The following is a 20,240-nucleotide window of genomic DNA, read 5'->3' as shown; positions in this document are numbered from 1 at the left end:
GGTTGATGGGTTAAGGTTTAAATGCCTGGTATTTGTTTTTAAATTTCAGATAACTCTGTTCTTCGATATTGAATTCTCCATACCAGACATAATCGAAAATATAGGAAAGATCTGAAAATTCCTGTTTAAGATGGCCGGCTTTCAGTTCTGCGGCATAATCTTTATTGGTTTTCTCCGGATTCCAGGTGATCAGCTTTTTATCACTTAGCTTTTTCAGGATGAACAGAAACTGATAGCGTACTGCTGAACGGTAATCTCTTGCATGTTCAAATCCGGCTATACTTTCTGGAAAATTAATCTCATGGATATTTTCATGGAGCTCTTCCACATTCAGATCCAGTTTTTTGTTTTTCTTTCCAAAAATGAAGTTTCCGTCTTTCCCAAGAATATACCTGATGATAAAATAAAGCAGAAATCCTACGAGAATAATAACAAACAGGCGAATAAGCAATCCGGTAAATTCCAGAGATTTTGTAAATGCTGTTTCTCCGAAAATACTCTGCAGCAGTTGGTTTATCTTCCGCATCAGTTTTTTTCCGAAAGATTCCTTAGGCTTTGACACCGAATAATCAAATTCGTTGCCTTTATACCTTGACGGAACATTTTCCCTGAACTGCTTCGGATAAACCACATTTTCTGAAACCGGATTTTTAACCAATACCGAATCGGCACGCAGCATATTCCTGTAGTGTCCGGTGGTATAGAGAGAGTCTACAAGATCATTCTCCACAGGTCCGTTATCCTGAGCGTGAATGAGCCCAAGGGAGAGAAAAAACAGTATGAAAAAAATCCTATTCATTGATCCCGATGGTATCTATTTCTTCAAGTTCTACTTTCTGGTGAAGATCTGTTCTGCTGTCGTAATACATCAGTCCTGCATTCACATACATAAGATTGGAAAGAAAGAATGATAACAGCATAGAAATTCCATAAAATACGAAAAATATAATTCCTACAGTACCCGTAAAAGGATTCTGCTCAAACTTACCGTCCGGTGTGGAGGTCAGTACAGCTCCGTAAAAGAAAATAAGCGGAATATAAGTAAATACCGAAGAAATGATGGAGATGATGGTAATCATGATGATGGATCCTCCCCAATACTTCCAGTAAGGAGATTTCTCTCTTCCGTTCGGATAGGAGAACTGCGCCCGTATAGAATAACTCAGGCTTTCAAAAAATCTTCTGTCCGAATTGAAGTAATCATACATCAGAAATGTAACGACATTGAATAATGTAGGGTAAATAAGGAATATCAGGAAAAATCCTATAATCAGAAATATCAGGATATAGGAAAATCCTATCAGGAAAAAAGCTAATGGAGTGACAATAAAAATCAGACCAATCCACAACTTGACTATTTTTCCGGCGTTCTTTTTAAAATCCCCTACAATTTCATCGGTCTTTATGGTATTGGCTCCCTGTGCAATTCTTTTAAGATAAAAAACCGGGAACAGATAACTGACTATGGCAAGTATCATAAAAATCAGAAATGTAAGCAAAGCAACTGCAATCAACATTCCTGCGTTCTCAGAAAAATACCTTTCAAAATAATAGGTATCACCATTCATGTTGGATCCGAAAATCTGAGAAAAAAGTTCTCTATATCCAAAGATAAGCACGACCACCATTAAGATCAACAGCAAACCATTGATCAACAGGTAACTCTTGAAATAGTTTTTCCCATAGAGTTTAAAGAAGTTGAAACTGTCACTGATGAAGGTTCCGAAATCTCTTTTTTTATAAAATTGTATCATTGATGTGTTTATTAGTTTTTTTATTGACAACAGACGGATATACAATATAGTAAAAAATGACGATTGCCAGGGATCCGAAAATAATAAGTAGATTCAAGGTCAAAGGCATCTTCAGTGCATGTCTGGTAACATAACCTTCGATAATTCCGGCACAAATTGTGAAAGGAACGGTACTGAGAAATATTTTAAATGAATCTTTAAATCCTTTTTTAAAAGAATTGAATCTTGAAAAAGTTCTGGGAAATAAAATAGACGCCCCAAGAATCAACCCGCACATCGCTTCTATGACCATTGCAAAGATTTCAAATACTCCATGCAGCCAGATTCCCCTGGCACTGTCTTTTAAAGCTCCGTAGTCATAAAAAAAGTATTGAAAAGCCCCCAGCATGACACTATTGGAGAGCAATGCAAATAAAGTTCCTATTCCTCCCGTAATTCCATAGATGTATAACTTCGCTCCTACCTGAATATTATTGAAAATAATCCCTATCGTACTCCCCCAGGTAGAACCGCTTTCGTATACAGCAACGGCATTTCCTTTTTTTATATTCTCTATGGTTTCATTCACATAGGATTCTCCATTGGGAATGGCGACCGTTAAGAAACTTTTGTCATAGATTGCAGAAAGCACCCCAATAGAAGTGAACAGCGCAAAGAACAGAAAAGCATACAGCAGATACCTCCGGTAATGATATACCAGTAAAGGAACTTCCGTTCTGAAAAAATAAATCAGCCGGTTTTCTTCTACCCTTTTCGTTTTGTAGATCTTCTGAAAAATCTGAGAAGACAGATGATTCAGGTAGACCGTGGTATTACTTTTGGGATAATAAGTCTGGGCAAAAGAAAGATCATTGATCAGGTTTATATACAACGAAGACAGGTCATCAGGATTTTTTTTTACTTTCCCATCAATAACCTGTTCTATTCCCAACCATTTTTCTTTATTTTGTTTAATGAAATAAACTTCTCTCATAATTGTAAGGCTAAAATAATAAAAATTATGTCTCAAATTGCGATAAATACCTCACAAAATGTAAATATCAGCTTCACTATTGCTAGTATAGGAGAAAGAATGCTTGCATTCATTGTTGATCTTCTGATAAGGGTTGCTTATATCGTTGCTATACTTTATCTGTTCTTTAATATTTTCGATTTGGGATACTTATTAAACGGATTGGATGAATGGTCTGTACGGGCTGTTTATATCCTTCTTACCTTTCCGGTTTACATCTACCCTGTTGTCCTGGAAAGTTTAATGGAAGGACAGACCCCGGGTAAAAGGCTTATGAAAATAAGAGTTGTGAAGATTGACGGCTACCAGGCCGGTTTCGGAGACTATATGATCCGCTGGATCTTCAGAATTGTAGACGTTTCTTTTGCAGGAATTGTAGGACTGATCTCAATGGTTGTTTCCAAAAATAACCAACGGCTGGGAGATATCGCTTCCGGTACGGCAGTTATTTCTTTAAAAAATAATATTAATATCTCTCATACCATCTTAGAAAATATCAACGAGGATTATATTCCTTCTTTCCCTCAGGTAATTGCATTAAGTGATAATGATATGAGGATCATTAAAGACAATTATACCAAAGCCCTGAGAGTAGATGACCGTCAGATCATCAGCAAGCTTTCCGACAAAATCAAGAGTATCCTGAAACTGGAAGTTGATCCCAAGAAAATGACTGAAAGACAATTTATCAGTATCATCATTAAGGATTATAATTACTACACCGGGAAAGAGTAATTCAGTGCAACAATAAACCGGCGGTCTATTTTTTGTATCTTTATTAAGAAAATTTGATTTATGAAATTTGAAAACAATAAATCCGGAAACGGCGGCGTCCTTACTTTAAATAATGAAATAAAAGAAGTAGGAAGACTTACATATACCATCTTCCCCGAAGATCATAAACTGATCATTTCCTTTGTATTGGTACATCCTGAATTTGAAGGCAGAGGAATGGGAAAATATTTAGTTGAGGAAGCTATCCGGTTTGCCAGAGAAAATAGCTGGAAGGTTTACCCTCATTGTTCCTATGCAAGATCGGTAATGATGAGAATGAATGATGTGGAAGATATTTTTTTAAAGAATTAAAACCTCATTCTTTAGTATTTCTTCAATATCATCAGGGTAATCTACTTTCAGATGATGATCGGAAGCTACCCACTCCATAATTTCCTGAAGATTTAAAACCTTGGAGTTCGGGATTCCCATTTTATCCAGTGCACAGGCATTACATTCCTGCTCGTATTGATTATGAATAGGGATTACAAATAATTTTTTATCCATAAAAAGGGCTTCTGCAGGAGTTTCAAAACCTGCATTGCATAAGATGCCATCACAGCCTTCAAAATATTTCAGGTATTCTGTTTCGTCAATAGGAAATACTTCAACATTTTTTACTTTCACCCGAACTTTACTATATTTTGAAAAGATCTTCCATTCCACAGGGATTTTCTTTAAAACCTTAATAATATTCTCATCTGCAAAGCTTGGAAGATAGACAAGATAATATCCTTGTTTGTAAGGATTAAGATCCCGGATCTTTCTTCTGATAACCGGTTTTTTGATCTGAGGATGGTAGTTTTCAAAATGGAACCCGATTTTTCTTTCACTGGGAACATAATACTTTAAAATCATTTCGCCCAGAAAATCCTTTTGTGATGGCTTCGGTGTTTCAGGAAAGCTCATTGATGCCTGATGGCTGAGTTCTATCATAGGAAGCTTCTTTAATTTGGAAGCCCAGCCTGTTAATGGTTCGTAATCATTAATAATTAAATCATATCCGGAAAGATCAAGTTGCTTTATGATTCTGGCTGCTTCTAAAAATTTATTTTCAGTAAATGTTTTAAGGTATGATAAACCACCTGTTTTGTTATAAAGAAGTGAAATCCCCTTATATTGGAAATTAATATCAAAACTGGCCTTTAATTGCGATTGATGACCACTGATCAGGGTATCTACCGAAGCATATTTTTTCAGAATAGGAATAATTTCCTGTGCTCTGGCCACATGACCGTTTCCAGTTCCCTGGAATGCATAAAGGACCTTCATTCAGGAAAAATTGGTTACTATTTTCAAAAGAGCCGAAGGATCCATATCCTGAATCTCTTCTGCTTCATCATCATTCAGCAAATGTTTATGCTCATCATAGTAGAAGATCTTCCATTCTTTATCATGATATTCCAGGGCCGAAAGATTTTCAATCCAGTCTCCTGAATTCAGATAGGTACATGATCCTTTTTTATTGCTCACTTCACGAATCTGCGGCTGATGGATATGTCCGCAAACCACATAATCGTAGTGATTGTCAATGGCCAGCTCAGAAGCGGTAAGTTCAAAATCGCCGATATATTTTACTGCTTTTTTCACATTGTTCTTGATTTTTTTTGAAAATGAATATTTCTCTTTACCCATTTTCTCTAAGAACCAATTTACAACATTATTGATAATAATTAAGAGATCATATCCTTTTCCGCCAAGTTTGGCGATCCATTTGGAATGCTGGACGGATGCATCGAAAACATCACCATGAAAAATCCAGGTTTTTTTCTGATCAATATTCAGGCAGATCTTATTACAGACTTTAAGCTTTCCGAGTTCAAAATCGGTGAATTTCCGGAACATTTCATCATGATTGCCTGTGATGTAATAGACATCTGTATTTTTGGTAGCGAATGAAAGGATCTTTCTGATCACTTTCAGATGAGGTTTAGGGAAGTAAGACTTTTTGAACTGCCAGATATCAATGATATCCCCATTCAGAACTAAAGTTTTAGGCTGTATAGAGTTGAGGTATCGCAGCAATTCTTTAGCCTTACATCCATAAGTTCCCAAATGAACATCCGATATAACAACTAATTCAACGTTTCTTTTCATCCGATATTTTCAGCTTTTTAATTTGGCCGGATGGAACGTCTCGGTATTTCTTGTTTATAAAAAAAACACGGCAAGACGTTTCATAGTTTTGTGCAAAGAAACTAATTGAAAGTTAACTGTATATGAATGCTATATTATTTTTTATAAAGAGTTCATCAGCTCTTCTGTGATTTCCATGTTATGGTAAACATTCTGAACATCATCATCATCTTCAAAGCGCTCAAGCATTTTCATATTAGCTTTGAACTGCTCCTCATTGACTTCTTTTGTATTGTTCGGAATTCTCTGAAGTTCTGCACTTTTGGCTTCAATTCCAAGCTCATCTAATTTATGAGATAAAGAACCGAAATCTTCAAAGGCAGTGGTAATCATTACTTCTTCTTCATCTTTTTCCACATCTTCTGCACCACCGTCAATCATTTCCATTTCAAAGTCATCCCATTCCATTTTAACCTGAGCCAGATCAATGGTAAAAATACCTTTTCTATCAAAGATAAATGCCAGTTCACCATTTTTCCCAAGGTTTCCGTCGAACTTGTTAAAAATTGCTCTTACGTTTGCTACCGTTCTTGTAGTATTGTTTGTAGTACATTCTACAAAGAAAGCAACACCTCCCTGTCCGTATCCTTCGTAAGTGATTTCTTCATAGTTTTCAGCATCGGCACCACTTGCCTTCTTGATAGCTCTTTCTACGTTGTCTTTAGGCATGTTTGCCCCTTTTGCATTCTGGATGCATCTTCTCAATGCCGGGTTAGATTCCGGGTCTGTTCCTCCGGCTTTTACAGCCAGTGCAATATCTTTTCCTATTTTAGAGAATGTCTTGGCCATTTTATCCCATCTGGCCATTTTAGAAGCTTTTCTATATTCAAATGCTCTTCCCATTTTATATTTTAAATTTCAACAAAATTACTTAAAAGTCAACAAAAAAAAAATACCTCCAAAAAAATTGGAGGTATTCATTATTTAGAAAAATTTAATTATTTTTTCTTTTTAGCTGGAGCTTTTTTCTTAGCTGGAGCTTTTTTAGCTTTTTTCACTACAGTCTTCTTCTCTACTACTTCTAGATCAGATTTCTTAAGTGCATCCCAAGCAGCACCGTTTACAGCTTCTACAACTACTTTTCTGTCAACCATTCTTTCAGCGTCAGAAGCTTTTGCAGGAACTTGAGCATCTCTAGAACCTACACCTGTAGATTTCAATTGAGTTCCACTAACACCTCTAGTTTCAAGAGCAGCAACTACAGCAGCAGCTCTTTCTCTTGAAAGTTTCAAGTTGTAAGCAGCAGCACCTTTAGCATCTGTGTGACCTGTTACTAAGAACGTTCCGTCGTTAGATTGCTTAATGATAGTAGCAGCTTGATCTAATTTACCATTAGATTCAGGTCTGATTGTAGCTTTGTTGAAGTTGAACAAGATATCTTTAAGAGCTCCTGTAGCTTCTTTAGCGATTACGTCTTTTGGTTTAGGACATCCGTTGTATTCTGGAAGACCTGGAACAGTAGGACAAGCATCATCTTTATCTAGGATACCGTCACCGTCTGTATCTGGCCAAGGACAACCGTTGTTTTCAGCAGGACCTGCTACTGTAGGACAAGCATCATCTTTATCGATTACACCGTCACCGTCTGTATCTGGCCAAGGACAACCGTTGTTTTCAACTGGACCAGCAACTTCTGGACATTGATCGTCTTTATCTGGAACTCCGTCACCGTCTGTATCAGGACATCCCTGGAATTCTGGTAAACCTGGTGTATCTGGACAAAGATCATCTTTATCTAGGATACCATCCTTATCTCTATCTCTGTTTCCGAATCTGAATAAGATGGAAGCAGAAGCTTGCCAGAAGTTAGCAACTGTAGATTTATCTCCTGGAGTTGATACATAATCTCCTTGAATACCAAGACCGAAGTTCTTAGTTACCCAGAAGTTAGCACCAGCACCTGTAGCTAAAGCAAAGTGGTTAGCTTTACCATTCTCGTTACCATCTTTTCCGTTAGTAACATACTCAATTGGGTTACCATTATCGTCAACACTTGTTCTTGGGAAAGTAAGTGCAGTATAGTCGTGTCTTAAATAGTTAGCACCAACTCTTAAATATGGATCAAACCAAGATTCTTCGTTCCATAAAAGACCTGCAGCGTGAGCCTGGAAACCAAGACCTGTCATTAGGAAAAATTCTTTCCCCATGTTGAATCTTTTGTTTTCAACATTTCCAACAGAAGTTTGCCAGTCGATTACTAAACCTTTTCCAATGTTTCTAGCAACTGTTAACTTAGATAATGGAGGTGTGATAGAAAAATTGTTCATATTGAACATATTTTTCGTTAAATTTTTAGCAGAGAACGTATTACCGAACGTAGAACGTGCTGCTACGTGGTTTTCAGCGTGAGCACCAACTCCGATCAACCACGGATTGTTGGTAGTCTGTGCGAAAACAGTAGAAGCGACAGTAAGCGCCAATGCTGAAATTCCTAATTTTAGATTTTTCATAGAATTAAATGATTAAATAATTGATAATGCAAAATAAATATAATTTTTCTTTATATACAAAGTTTTTCAAATGATTTTTAACTTTTCTTTAATATTCTGTCCAGGTTCCGTTTATTTTCTCTATCTTTTATCGCCTCTCTTTTATCGAAAAGCTTTTTCCCTCTACCCAGTGCTATCAGCACCTTTGCCTTACCCCGGTCAGTGATATATAATTTCAAAGGTATAATCGTATTCCCTGCATCCTTTAACTTTTTTTCAAGTTTTTGCAATTCTTTTTTGTGCAAGAGCAATTTCCGTTCCCTTTTTGTTTTATGGTTGTAAAAAGTTCCTAATTTATATTCATCAATCATCATATTAATGATATATAATTCCCCATCAATAAACTGACAGAAGGATTCTGTGATGGATGCTTTGGAAGAACGTAAAGATTTTATTTCTGTACCCGTCAAAACCATTCCGGCTTCATATTCTTCAAGAATTTCATATTCAAAGCGGGCTCTTTTGTTTAATATGCTAACTGTTTTCTCAATCTTCATCATTTTAAAATTTCGTTAATGAAATATATAAAAAATACGATACATTTAAAAACTTGACTATTATATTATTACAAAATACCCAAATTCTTTTTGTATTTTTGCGCCAAATTTACAAAACTATATGTTAACAGTATCTAACTTATCTTTACAATTCGGGAAAAGAGTTCTTTTTGACGAGGTAAATATTATGTTTACCAAAGGAAACTGCTACGGAATTATCGGAGCAAACGGAGCGGGAAAGTCCACATTCCTTAAAATATTAACAGGAAAGCAGGATCCGACAACAGGTAACGTATCTCTGGAACCAGGGAAAAGAATGTCAGTTTTGGAGCAGGATCACTTTGCTTATGATCAGTATACTGTTCTTGAAGCTGTTTTAAGAGGTAATAAGAAATTATTCGAAATAAAAGAGGAAATGGATGCGTTATACGCAAAAGAAGATTTCTCTGATGAAGATGGGATTAAAGCCGGTGAACTTGGTGTAATCTATGATGAAATGGGAGGATGGACTGCAGAATCTGATGCACAGACCATGCTTTCAAACGTAGGAATTTCTGATGATATGCACTGGCAGCTGATGAGTGAACTTGAGAACAAAGACAAAGTAAAAGTTCTTTTGGCACAGGCACTTTTCGGAAACCCAGACGTATTGATTCTGGATGAGCCTACCAACGACCTTGACATTGATACCATCTCTTGGCTGGAGGATTTCCTTGCTGATTATGAAAATACCGTAATCGTAGTATCTCACGACCGTCACTTCCTTGATACAGTTTGTACGCACATTGGAGACCTTGATTACTCTAAACTTAACCTTTATACCGGTAACTACTCTTTCTGGTATCAGGCTTCCCAGCTAGCAACAAGACAGAGAGCTCAGGCCAATAAAAAAGCAGAAGAAAAGAAAAAGGAACTTCAGGACTTCATTGCAAGATTCAGCTCAAACGTAGCGAAAGCTAAACAGGCTACTGCAAGAAAGAAAATGATCGACAAATTGAATATTGACGATATCAAACCATCTTCAAGAAGATATCCTGCCATTATTTTTGAAATGGAAAGAGAGGCTGGAGACCAGATCCTTGATGTAAAAGGTCTTGAGAAAACAAAAGATGGCGAATTATTATTCTCTAATATCGACTTAAACCTTAAAAAAGGGGATAAAGTAGCAGTGCTTTCCAAAAACTCTTTAGCGATCACAGAATTCTTCGAAATTTTAGCCGGAAACGTTGAAGCAGACAAAGGTACTGTTGCGTGGGGAGTTACAACGACTCAATCTCATATGCCACTGGATAACACAAAGTTCTTCCAGGAAGATCAAAGTCTTGTAGACTGGCTGAGACAATTCACTAAAAATGATGAAGAGCGTCACGAAGAATTTGTAAGAGGATTCTTAGGAAGAATGCTATTCTCCGGTGATGAAGCGTTGAAGTCTTGTAAAGTACTTTCCGGAGGTGAAAAAATGAGATGTATGTTCAGCAGAATGATGCTTCAGAAAGCTAATGTTCTTTTATTAGACGAACCTACCAACCACTTAGACCTTGAAAGTATCACCACTTTGAACAACTCATTATCCAACTTCAAAGGAAATATTTTACTGGCATCTCATGACCACGAAATGCTATCAACAGTCTGTAACAGGATCATCGAACTGACTCCTACCGGAATCATCGACAGAGAAATGACTTATGACGAATACCTTGCTGATAAAAAAGTAAAGGAATTAAGAGAAAAAATGTATTCTTAATCCGGTATCGTACCATGAAATATAAAAATACCTCAAAGCAATGCTTTGAGGTATTTTCGTTTAAACAATAAATAAAATAATTATTTTGTAAGTTTCGTGGTTGGAATAGCTACCGTTCCCGGGTCTTTCCATAAACCGTCTTTTTCGGCTCTTTTTTTGATCGCCTGAGCTCTTTTTTCACTATCCGGGTGAGAATTAAACATTTTCTCAAAACCGGTCTGTGTACTTCCCTGTGAAAGCAATGCTAGTTTTTTGAAAGCAGTATACGCTCCAACTACATCATATTTGTTAGCTTTCATGAAATCATAGGAATAGGTATCTGCCTCAGATTCCTGCTTTTTGCTGTGAGAAGCATCTAAGAATGCATTAGCCATTTTCCCGACCTGGCTATCATTAAGGGTAGCTACTGCTGATGACGCAGATGATGACGCATCCAATGCTGCCGCTTTCAGATAAGCTGATTTCATGGCATCTTTGGTATCCTGATTCTTAACGTGACCAATCTCGTGACCTATGACAGCCAGCAATTCGTTATCCGTCATGATATCCATCAGTGAAGAAAATACACGTACACTTCCGTCTGCACAGGCAAAAGCATTAATATCCTTTACTTTATACACTTTGTAATTCAGATTCAGTCCGTCCTGAGATTTGTGCTTTCCGAACAGTTTATTCAATCTTACAGTATACGGATCTTTTGCGCTGGCTACAGGATTGTTTTTATCCATCCAATCTACTGATTCTTTGGATAGCTTAATGGCATCTTCGTTGGTAAATGTTAAAGCTTTTGCTCCATTGGAAACTATTCCGGCTGCTTTGCCGAGGTTAATTTTCTGGGCGCTGATCGAATGCATTGCCCCCAATAACATAAGGCATACAGTAATTTTTTTCATAATCATTTAAAATTTGGAGCACGAAGATAATTAATTTTTAACAATTATTAAGGCAAAACTTAAGTCTCGTTCTTTACGGAATGCTATTTTTTTTCCTTATTTTTGTGAACATGAGTCAAAAATGGATTTATAAGCCCGAACCCGATGAGGAAATTGTGGACGGACTAAGTTCGTCACTTGGTTTTGGTACTTTTGAATCTAAACTTCTCGTTCTAAGAGGAATTGACAATTATCAGAAGGCGAGAGAATTTTTCAAACCAAACCTTAACGATATACACAACCCGTTTTTAATGGCAGATATGCAAAAAGCTGTAGAGCGTATTGCAACAGCTATTGAAAATGGTGAAAAAATACTGGTATATGGCGATTATGATGTGGACGGAACCACAGCAGTTGCCCTGATGTACCTATATCTCAGCAAAATTGTTGAGAAAAAATACCTGGATTACTATATCCCTGACAGAAATTCTGAAGGATACGGGATTTCTACGGAAGGAATTGATTTTGCCAAAGAAAACGGCTTTTCATTGATCATCGCCCTGGACTGCGGAATAAAAGCCATTGATATGATCAATTATGCTTCTGATCTTGGCATTGATTTCATTATCTGTGACCATCACCTTCCGGGAGAAGAAATTCCTGATGCCGCTGCAGTTCTTGACCCTAAAAGAAGTGACTGCCGCTATCCTTTTAAGGAGCTTTCAGGATGTGGTGTGGGCTTTAAACTCTGCCAGGGTCTGAATACCATCTATAAAATTCCGGAAGCGGAATTGTTTGAGCTTACAGATCTTCTTGCGATTTCGATTGCAGCTGATATTGTCTCCATGACAGGAGAAAACAGGGTTCTGGCAAAAATGGGATTAAAAACACTCAGAAAGACCAGAAATCTTGGATTGCGACTGTTGATTCCGGAGGATAAACTTTCTCATTTTGAAATTTCCAATATTGTTTTTGAGATTGCTCCCAAAATCAACGCTGCAGGAAGGATCTCACATGGTAAAGCTGCTGTAGAGCTTATGGTTTCTGATAACCTGAAACATGCCAACCAGATCGTGAATGACATCATGAATCTCAATGATGAAAGACGTGAACTGGATATGAATTCTACCCTTTCTGCTTTAAACCAGATCATAGAATCCCAGCAGGAAACCAAACATACCACTATTGTTTACCATCCTGAATGGAATAAAGGGGTCATTGGTATTGTAGCTTCCAGACTTATTGAAACTTACTATAAACCTACTCTCGTGTTTACTGATGGTAACAACGGAGAAATGGTGGCTTCTGCCAGATCCGTTTCTGATTTTGACGTACATGAAGCGCTTGATATGTGTTCGGAATACTTCCTTAAATTCGGAGGGCACCATGCTGCGGCAGGGCTTTCAATGGAAAAAGAGAAGTTTGCTGCATTCAAAGAAAAGTTTGAGAGAATAGTTTCTGAAAAAATCCAGGAACATCAGAAGGAACCTTCTATCAGTATTGATACCGAAATCAGCATTGATGAAATCAACAGGGAGTTTATCAACTTCCACCGGAAGCTGGCTCCTTTCGGACCTCATAATATGAAACCTATCTTCACATTGACGAATCAGAAGCTTTCCGGCTATGTAAAGACAATGGGAAAAGACAATAATCACCTGAAATTTTATATAAAACAGGAATCTACAGGAAGAAATATAGAATGCGTGGGCTTCAAGCTGGGGCAATTTGTTGAAGATTTTAAAAATAAAAATTTCGACCTTGCTTTTACCCTTGAGGAAAATCACTGGAAAGGCAATGTAACGCATTATCTTAATATCAAAGATGTAAAATTCAGAGATTGATCGAGATTGCAGGATTGAGGTTACAGGTAATAGAAATCAAACAGTACCGTAAACCTTAAAGAATCCTGACACCCCTATTTCATTCTGAAGCACTGCTCCTGTTACCTGTTATCTACTACTAACAAAAAATGAAAAAAATCGGTTTATTTTTCGGGTCTTTCAACCCTATTCATATCGGGCATCTTATTCTGGCCAATTATATTCTGGAAAATTCTGATATGGATGAGCTTTGGTTTGTAGTAAGCCCGCAAAACCCTTTTAAGGATAAAAAATCTCTGCTGAAAGACCACAACAGACTGGATATGGTGCAGCTTGCCGTAAAGAACTACCCCAATATGAGGGCTTCCAATGTAGAGTTTTCTTTACCGAAACCCAGTTACACGATCGACACCCTTACTTACCTTCATGAAAAACATCCGGACTATTCTTTCAGCCTGATCATGGGCGAAGATAACCTGGAGAGTCTTCACAAGTGGAAAAATTCTGATATTCTGATCGAAAACCACCATATCATTGTGTATCCCAGAGTTTTTGAAGGTGAAAAAAAGGACTCCGAATATTTACAGCACGACAATATTTCCCTGATCAAGGCTCCTGTGATAGAGCTTTCTGCTACAGAGATCCGTACTATGATAAAAGAAGGGAAAAATGTAAGACCTATGCTGCCTCCCGAAGTTTTTGACTATTTGGACGGAAGCAGTTTTTACAAGTAACAGGGTTGTGTAAATAATGATCCTTCTTCTCAAAAATACCATTCGGTTACTGTTGTCACACTGATGTTAGATGAAAAAGGCTATCTTCTAAAGGAAGCTGAATTTCAGCACAACATTTACAATGATAATAACAGAAAATATATCCCTTATTTTGAAAAAGAGCTTAAAAAGTTTATAAAAACCACTAAATTTGCCCCTGCAAACTACAGAGGGTATCCGGTAAAGTGTGAGACCTCATTTTTTATACATTATAAATAGTTATTCATGAACTTCATCGAAAAATTTTTCTCAAAATATCCTCAGGAAAAAATCATCAGATGGTTTAAGCAAATTTGTCTTGCAGAAGCTATTTCTTGTGTATTACTCTATTGTGTAGCCATGATCTGGATCCGTTATGATGAGAATCTGTATTCTATTATTTTCATCAGCGTTATTGGCAGCTTACACGGATTATTTTTTACGCTTTATCTTTTACTCTGCCTTCCTGCCAGAAAAATTTATCATTGGGATGATGAAGATTTTGTGTTTGCCTTACTCGCTGCATTTTTCCCTTTTGCAACGGTTTGGGTAGATAAAAAGCTGGCCCAATTCGACAGAGAATAAAATTATTTTTCATAAAATTTCAAGTTTTGCTGTAACAAAATTATTGTTACAGTTGTCTTATTATACAGAAAGTTCAGGCAATCATTTTTTTAACATAAATTTTTAACAACTGAAAATCAGACATTTACATTTAGTTAAAAATATTTTTAAGTACTTTGTATTGCATGATACTAAATTTATTATATATCTTTGTAATGTTAAATAACAAACCATACAAGCTATTAATTAAAAAATAATAATCATGAAAACTCAAATTTTTATTGCAGCCCTATTTTTCAGCGGACTTGTTGCAGCTCAGAAAAAAGACAGTTTGAAGGTTAACAGCATTGAGGCTGTCAATATTAAGAAACAGGTTTTCAAAAAGCAGGGTGACCGCCTGGTGTATGATGTAGCCGCTTCTCCTATTGCCAAAGGAACCAATACATTCAATCTTCTGAAGCAGACCCCGATGATTTCCAGTATCGATGGAAAAACACTGAAGATTTTAGGAAAATCTGACGCTATTATTTACATCAACAACAAAAAAACAAATATGGATTCTGAGGCATTGATTGAAATGCTGAAATCTACTCCATCAGAAGATATCCAGAAAATAGAAGTGATCACGGTTCCCGGAAGTGAGTTCCAGGTAGAATCCAAGGAAGGCGTTATCAATATTGTCATGAAGAAAAATAAGAATAACGGCTACAACGGAACTATGAAAATGCAGAATGAACAGGGATATTACAACAACCCGAATGCAGGAGGCTCTTTTAATTTCAGACAGGGGAAATGGTCGGGAAATTCTAATTTCAGAATGGGCAGCTGGACGGAGAGACAGAAGTATACGCTGTCTAACGGAGATCCTACTTTCAGAAATGAGTCTTACGGGTCCAATGATGATCCCAATAAAAATTTCGGCGGCGGCTTCAATATTGATTATGAAATCAGCAAGAAACAAAGTCTGGGGCTATCTTATAATATGAGATACAACAAGAGTTTCAATTCAATCCTGGATATGACGAACTGGCAAAACGGGAAACTGTCTAACAGAACGGTAAATCATGAGGATGCCCAAACCAGAAATCACTCATTCAATTTAAATTATGAAATAAAGACAGATTCTATAGGCAGTAAACTGACCTCCAATGTTTCTTATCTATGGTTTAACAGAGACAAGGTGAGCTTTAACGAAAGTTTTCCTCTGAACAATGATAAGAATAATAAGTATTCTGCTTTGCATCAATCTGTGCCACAGATCATCAACAATTACGCAGCCAATATTGATTATCTGAAAAAAACAGCAAAAGGGGCAACATGGCTGATGGGAATAAGTTATAATCACACCAATACGGATAATGATACCAGACAGGATGTATTACAGAACGGAAGCTTTGTACCGGATTCCAAACAGACCAATCATTTCATTTACAGGGAAAATATTTTAGGAATTTATTTAAACTACGAAAGAAAATTATCTGAGAAATTATCCGGAAAAATAGGTGCCCGCTATGAAATGACAAGGAGTACAGGAGATATTCTGGAGAAGACAGGTTTTGAAAGAAATTATAATAATCTGCTACCCTACCTGAACCTTAACTATGCCATCAATTCTGATCACAACCTGAGCTATACTTTTTCCAGCAGAATAAGAAGACCGAGATTCTGGGAGCTGAATCCATCCAGAACGTATTTCACTCCTGACAATTATACACAGAATAACCCATTTGTACTGGCTGCCAAATTTTATAATCAGGAACTGAACTATATGTACAAGAATGCTTTCTATGCCAATCTCAGTTTTACTATGGTAGATGATGCCGCAGCTTCTGACCTGCTTCCTCTACAGGGTATTTTAACCAAGCCTAAAAGAGATGAAAACGGTAATATCATCTACGATCAGCAGGGTAATATGATCATGGAAAAAACCAGATTCCTGAGATATATAAGAACCAATTACGGTAAAAACAGGGAAATCAATTTAACACTTGGAATGAATAAATCCTGGTTTAAAGATATCTGGACAACCAATTATTCCATGAACCTGAGCTATAGCACCTTTACAGGCGGAGTATGGCAGGACCCGACTTCTCAGCTGGGCCCATACGAAACAGAGGAACTGGAACCTTATATTGTAGATGTTAAAAACTACAATATGTCTTTAACCATCAACAATATTATACGTCTCTCTTCCAAAAAGGATTGGTTTTTAGGGGTTAATTATTTCTTCGGAAGTAAAGTGGCCATGGAAGGGGGTACCATTGGATCAAGACAAAGTTTCGACCTCAGCCTGAAAAAGATTATTGGTGACTGGACTGTTGTAGCAGAGGTCAACGACCTGTTTAATCAAAGTTTTTACAGAGTGGAAGGAATACAGCCTAACGGGAAATATAATAATATCACGAACTTCAATTATCCAAGGTTAATAAGCATCGGGGTTACATACAATTTCGGAAATCAGAAACTGAAAAACACAAGGGAAATGAAATCAGCCAATGACGCTGTAAAATCAAGAACTTAATCTATAAAAACTATATCACATCAACCACTCTCAAATATCATAAAAATGAAACGCACCCTCTTATCCATAGCCATAATTTTCGGGACTCTTGCCTTTGCCCAGGAAAAGAAACCCGATACGGTAAAAACAAAAAGCATAGAAGGCATCACTCTTACCAAACAGGTCTTTAAAAAGCAAAGTGACCGTTTTGTATATGATGTTGCAGCCTCTCCTGTTGCTAAAGGAAACACAACGTTTGATCTTCTGAAACAGACCCCGCTACTGTCATCTACGGATGATAAAACATTGAAAATCGCAGGAAAAAACAATGCCCTGATCTACATCAATGGCAGAAAAAGCAATATGGATGCTGAATCCCTGGTTCAGTTCCTAAAAAATACTCCGGCTGAAAATATTCAGAAAATTGAAGTCATTACCGTACCCGGAAGTGAATTTCAGGTAGAGTCATCCGATGGGATCATCAATATTGTTTTAAAGAAAAAAATGAGTGACGGTCTCAACGGGAATATGAGAATGTCTAATACCACCAATAAGTACAACGGAAGCCAGGCCAGCTTCTCTGCCAATTACAGAAAAGGGAAACTGGGTGTAAGTGCCAGCCTTAGCGGAGGAGAGAATATTGAGGCGCAAACCTACACTTTAAGAAACGGAACCGCCAGCACTTCTAACGAATCTACCGGAGATATTGATGATCCGAACAAAAATATCGGCGGTTATCTGAACATCGATTATCAGCTGAATGATAACAGTAATCTTGCCCTATCATGGAACACATGGGCCAATAAAAGTTACAATTCGACAGTCAATCTTTTTAATACGATCAAAGATGATGACGGCACAAGATATACCTGGTCTAAAAACAGGGAAGATGCAAGGTCTTACAACAATTCACTGAATTTAAACTATGAACTGAAAACAGATTCATCAGGCAGTAAACTGAACTTAAATGCGGCCTACCTTAATTACAGAAGATTTCAGTTTACAGACAACAAGACCTTCATTTCTGATGTTAATATGGGGATAGGAAAAAACTCTACGCAGGTGATTCAGGATCTGCCACAGATTATCAACAATTTCTCCGGGATGGCTGATTATATTCAGAAATTTAAAAATGACCTGACCATTTCCGTAGGAGGAAACTACAACAAAACCAAAACAGACAACGATTCTAAAAACATTACTTACTTTTTTGATCCCGCAAAAGATCCGGATCCAAGACCCAACCATTTTATCTATGATGAAAATATCTACGGTTTCTATCTAACGGCAGAGAAAAAGTTCTCTGATAAAATTTCCGGAAAAATAGGAGCCAGATACGAGATTACAAATAGCCTGGGGACTTCAGACAATGCTCCTACCGATGCATTGAAAAGGATTGAAAGAAATTATAAAAACATACTTCCCTATCTGAGCTTCAACTATGCCATCAATGATAAAAATAATATTTCGTATTCCTTTTCAAGCAGGATGAGAAGACCCAGCTTCTGGGAACTGAATCCTGTGAAAAATATCCTTACCGATGATAATTATACCCAGAACAACCCATTTGTAAAAGCATCTTCCACTTACAACCAGGAACTGACCTATATGTATAAAAACTCTTATTTCCTTATTCTGAACCATTCTTATATTCAGGATGCCATTACCCAGGTTCCGCTGCAGGGATATCCTGTTTCACCCGACGGTACCGTAGGAGAAAACCCTGTTCTAAGATACATCAGAACCAATTTCGGAAATAAACAGGAAATGTCTGCAATGGTAGGAATTCAAAAGTCTTTCTTTAAGCAATACTGGACAACCAACTTCAATATCGGGGTTCAGCATAACATCAATAACGGAAGTCTTGATACTGACCCTACTACCGGCGACCGTTTCAAAAACAGGGAAGGTGAATATATCGTCTATACCAACAAAACGAATTCCACCAGTCTCCTGATCCAGACCAACAACACCATCCGCCTGGATAAAGCCAAAACCTGGTTCTTCGGTCTTAATTATTTCTTTGTAGACCGTCAGCAGATCGAGCTTGGTTCACTGAAAAACCTGATGAGCCTGGATCTTAGTATAAAGAAACTCTGGAACGACTGGACCTTTGCTGTTAACATGAATGATATTTTAAATACCAATATCGTGAAAATTGAAGATTATCAGGCTAACGGAAACTATAATTACATTCATCAGAACCGCTACAACAGAAGCGTAACGGTAAGCCTTACCTACAATTTCGGAAACAAAAAAGTGAAAAAGGTAAGAGACATTGAAGGGGCATCAGATTCTATTAAGAGCAGAACCAGATAAAATATATCTTTTCTTCATATTCAATTAATTATTTTGTACATAACCTGCTGATCTTTCAGCGGGTTTTTTATCTTTAATGTATGAAAGGACCAGCTCCCCTGTTTGTATGCCTTGCTTTATTTTTTCTGCTGATCTGCTGTAAAGATAAAAAGGTAAGCCTTGGAAAGGATATAAGCTTTAATCAAGAGACCGACCTCTCTTACGGACCCGATTCCGATCAGGTTCTGGATCTCTATATTCCTCATAAAAAATCTGATACCAAAAGAGAAGCCTTCATCATCATCCATGGTGGTGGCTGGCGCGCGGGAAACAAATCGCAATTGACTTTCTTTACCCTTTCCCTGATGAAAAAGTTTCCGGAGCACGTTTTTGTGAATATGAATTACAGGCTGGCTTCGGAAACAGCTTATGCGTTGCCCGATCAGCTTCATGATATTCGGGAGGTTTCTCAGTTTTTAATGAAAAAACTAGGCTATAGCCCGAAGCTGATTTTATTGGGAAACAGTGCCGGAGGACATTTATCAATGCTGTATGCTTATCATTCCGATCTTCTGAAAAACGTCAGAGCAGTTATTAATATCGTAGGCCCTGCAGATCTATCGGATCAGAGTTTCAGAAATTACCAGGAATATTCTTTCGTTGAAAGAAGGCTTGTAGATCCCCGTGTCCCGGAGCCTGGAATTTCACGGATAGATTTTGCCAGCCCTATCCGCTGGATTGATCATGTATCACCTCCCACTTTGTCCTATTACGGCACAACGGACCGTGTCATCCCTTTTACTCAGGGTAAAATCCTGGATTCTGTTTTAGCCCAAAATAATGTTATGCATGAAGGCTATTCCTTTAATGGTGGCCACCTGGACTGGGACCGGTCTCCGAATGATGTTTTCCTGATCGACAAAATTGATCTTTTCCTGAAACATCTTGATAAAAAATGAATGTTTTGGGATGGAAGCCGGAAATAAGAGGTGAAAATCTGCTACAGTCTCTGATTTCAATAGGAA

The 20,240-nt window shown here is 37.3% G+C and carries 18 protein-coding genes; 9 read left to right on the top strand and 9 right to left on the bottom strand.

The genetic code is table 11. The features are described from left to right. Window positions 1–10: 10 nt before the first annotated feature. Genes BBI00_RS18860 through BBI00_RS18850 form a run of 3 tightly spaced genes read right to left on the bottom strand, consistent with a single transcriptional unit; the run spans window position 11 to window position 2,727 of the window. Window positions 11–799: a DUF4129 domain-containing protein gene (locus BBI00_RS18860; protein WP_065400367.1), complete on the bottom strand. Its 789-nt coding sequence runs from the start codon at window positions 797–799 to the stop codon at window positions 11–13. Further along, entirely contained in the window at window positions 792–1,754 is a 963-nt protein-coding gene (locus BBI00_RS18855) for a DUF4013 domain-containing protein (RefSeq protein WP_065400366.1), read from the bottom strand. The genes BBI00_RS18860 and BBI00_RS18855 overlap by 8 nt, the downstream gene beginning before the upstream one ends. Beyond that, entirely contained in the window at window positions 1,738–2,727 is a 990-nt protein-coding gene (locus tag BBI00_RS18850; protein ID WP_065400365.1) for a stage II sporulation protein M, read from the bottom strand. The genes BBI00_RS18855 and BBI00_RS18850 overlap by 17 nt, the downstream gene beginning before the upstream one ends. A 27-nt stretch (window positions 2,728–2,754) precedes the next feature. Here BBI00_RS18850 and BBI00_RS18845 point away from each other — a divergent pair, with 27 nt between their 5' ends. Together BBI00_RS18845 and BBI00_RS18840 are read left to right on the top strand one after the other, a co-directional pair. After that, window positions 2,755–3,501: an RDD family protein gene (locus tag BBI00_RS18845; protein ID WP_065400364.1), complete on the top strand. Its 747-nt coding sequence runs from the start codon at window positions 2,755–2,757 to the stop codon at window positions 3,499–3,501. 60 nt (window positions 3,502–3,561) lie between these two features. After that, window positions 3,562–3,852: a GNAT family N-acetyltransferase gene (locus BBI00_RS18840; protein WP_065400363.1), complete on the top strand. Its 291-nt coding sequence runs from the start codon at window positions 3,562–3,564 to the stop codon at window positions 3,850–3,852. Here BBI00_RS18840 and BBI00_RS18835 read toward each other — a convergent pair. From BBI00_RS18835 to smpB, 5 genes are all read right to left on the bottom strand, one after another. After that, window positions 3,841–4,812, bottom strand: a complete 972-nt coding sequence (locus BBI00_RS18835; RefSeq protein WP_065400362.1) for a glycosyltransferase family protein — start codon at window positions 4,810–4,812, stop codon at window positions 3,841–3,843. The genes BBI00_RS18840 and BBI00_RS18835 overlap by 12 nt on opposite strands. Further along, on the bottom strand, window positions 4,813–5,637 hold the full coding sequence (locus BBI00_RS18830) for a UDP-2,3-diacylglucosamine diphosphatase (protein WP_065400361.1): 825 nt from the start codon (window positions 5,635–5,637) through the stop codon (window positions 4,813–4,815). A gap of 141 nt (window positions 5,638–5,778) precedes the next feature. Next, on the bottom strand, window positions 5,779–6,519 hold the full coding sequence (locus BBI00_RS18825; RefSeq protein ID WP_065400360.1) for a YebC/PmpR family DNA-binding transcriptional regulator: 741 nt from the start codon (window positions 6,517–6,519) through the stop codon (window positions 5,779–5,781). Window positions 6,520–6,614: 95 nt separating this feature from the next. Then, complete coding sequence (locus BBI00_RS18820; RefSeq protein WP_065400359.1) at window positions 6,615–8,126, bottom strand: OmpA family protein; 1,512 nt, start codon at window positions 8,124–8,126, stop codon at window positions 6,615–6,617. Window positions 8,127–8,203: 77 nt separating this feature from the next. After that, window positions 8,204–8,662, bottom strand: a complete 459-nt coding sequence (gene smpB / locus BBI00_RS18815; RefSeq protein WP_034694839.1) for an SsrA-binding protein SmpB — start codon at window positions 8,660–8,662, stop codon at window positions 8,204–8,206. A gap of 121 nt (window positions 8,663–8,783) precedes the next feature. Here smpB and BBI00_RS18810 point away from each other — a divergent pair, with 121 nt between their 5' ends. Then, the gene (locus BBI00_RS18810) at window positions 8,784–10,406 is read left to right on the top strand and encodes an ABC-F family ATP-binding cassette domain-containing protein (protein ID WP_065400358.1); all 1,623 of its coding nucleotides are present in this window, start codon (window positions 8,784–8,786) and stop codon (window positions 10,404–10,406) included. Between the two features lie 80 nt (window positions 10,407–10,486). Here BBI00_RS18810 and BBI00_RS18805 read toward each other — a convergent pair whose 3' ends face one another. Beyond that, the gene (locus tag BBI00_RS18805) at window positions 10,487–11,299 is read right to left on the bottom strand and encodes a M48 family metallopeptidase (protein ID WP_065400439.1); all 813 of its coding nucleotides are present in this window, start codon (window positions 11,297–11,299) and stop codon (window positions 10,487–10,489) included. 110 nt (window positions 11,300–11,409) lie between these two features. Between BBI00_RS18805 and recJ the strand changes: the two genes are divergently transcribed. From recJ to BBI00_RS18770, 6 genes are all read left to right on the top strand, one after another. Then, the gene (gene recJ / locus BBI00_RS18800; protein ID WP_065400357.1) at window positions 11,410–13,122 is read left to right on the top strand and encodes a single-stranded-DNA-specific exonuclease RecJ; all 1,713 of its coding nucleotides are present in this window, start codon (window positions 11,410–11,412) and stop codon (window positions 13,120–13,122) included. A gap of 128 nt (window positions 13,123–13,250) precedes the next feature. Further along, window positions 13,251–13,835 (top strand): nicotinate (nicotinamide) nucleotide adenylyltransferase, encoded by a 585-nt coding sequence (gene nadD / locus BBI00_RS18795; protein WP_065400356.1) that lies wholly within the window; start codon window positions 13,251–13,253, stop codon window positions 13,833–13,835. Between the two features lie 264 nt (window positions 13,836–14,099). Beyond that, window positions 14,100–14,438 carry a DUF3817 domain-containing protein gene (locus BBI00_RS18785; RefSeq protein ID WP_065400354.1) on the top strand — a complete coding sequence of 113 codons (339 nt, stop codon included), beginning with the start codon at window positions 14,100–14,102 and terminating at the stop codon, window positions 14,436–14,438. Between the two features lie 241 nt (window positions 14,439–14,679). Continuing rightward, window positions 14,680–16,938: an outer membrane beta-barrel family protein gene (locus tag BBI00_RS18780; protein WP_065400353.1), complete on the top strand. Its 2,259-nt coding sequence runs from the start codon at window positions 14,680–14,682 to the stop codon at window positions 16,936–16,938. Between the two features lie 45 nt (window positions 16,939–16,983). Next, a complete protein-coding gene (locus BBI00_RS18775) occupies window positions 16,984–19,236 on the top strand; it encodes an outer membrane beta-barrel family protein (RefSeq protein ID WP_065400352.1) in 2,253 nt (750 codons plus the stop codon). Window positions 19,237–19,316: 80 nt separating this feature from the next. After that, window positions 19,317–20,174 carry an alpha/beta hydrolase gene (locus BBI00_RS18770; protein WP_065400351.1) on the top strand — a complete coding sequence of 286 codons (858 nt, stop codon included), beginning with the start codon at window positions 19,317–19,319 and terminating at the stop codon, window positions 20,172–20,174. The last annotated feature ends 66 nt before the right edge of the window (window positions 20,175–20,240 follow it).

This window comes from Chryseobacterium arthrosphaerae (assembly GCF_001684965.1).
Taxonomy (GTDB): Bacteria; Bacteroidota; Bacteroidia; order Flavobacteriales; family Weeksellaceae; genus Chryseobacterium; species Chryseobacterium arthrosphaerae.
This window is presented reverse-complemented; position numbering and strand designations above follow the sequence as displayed.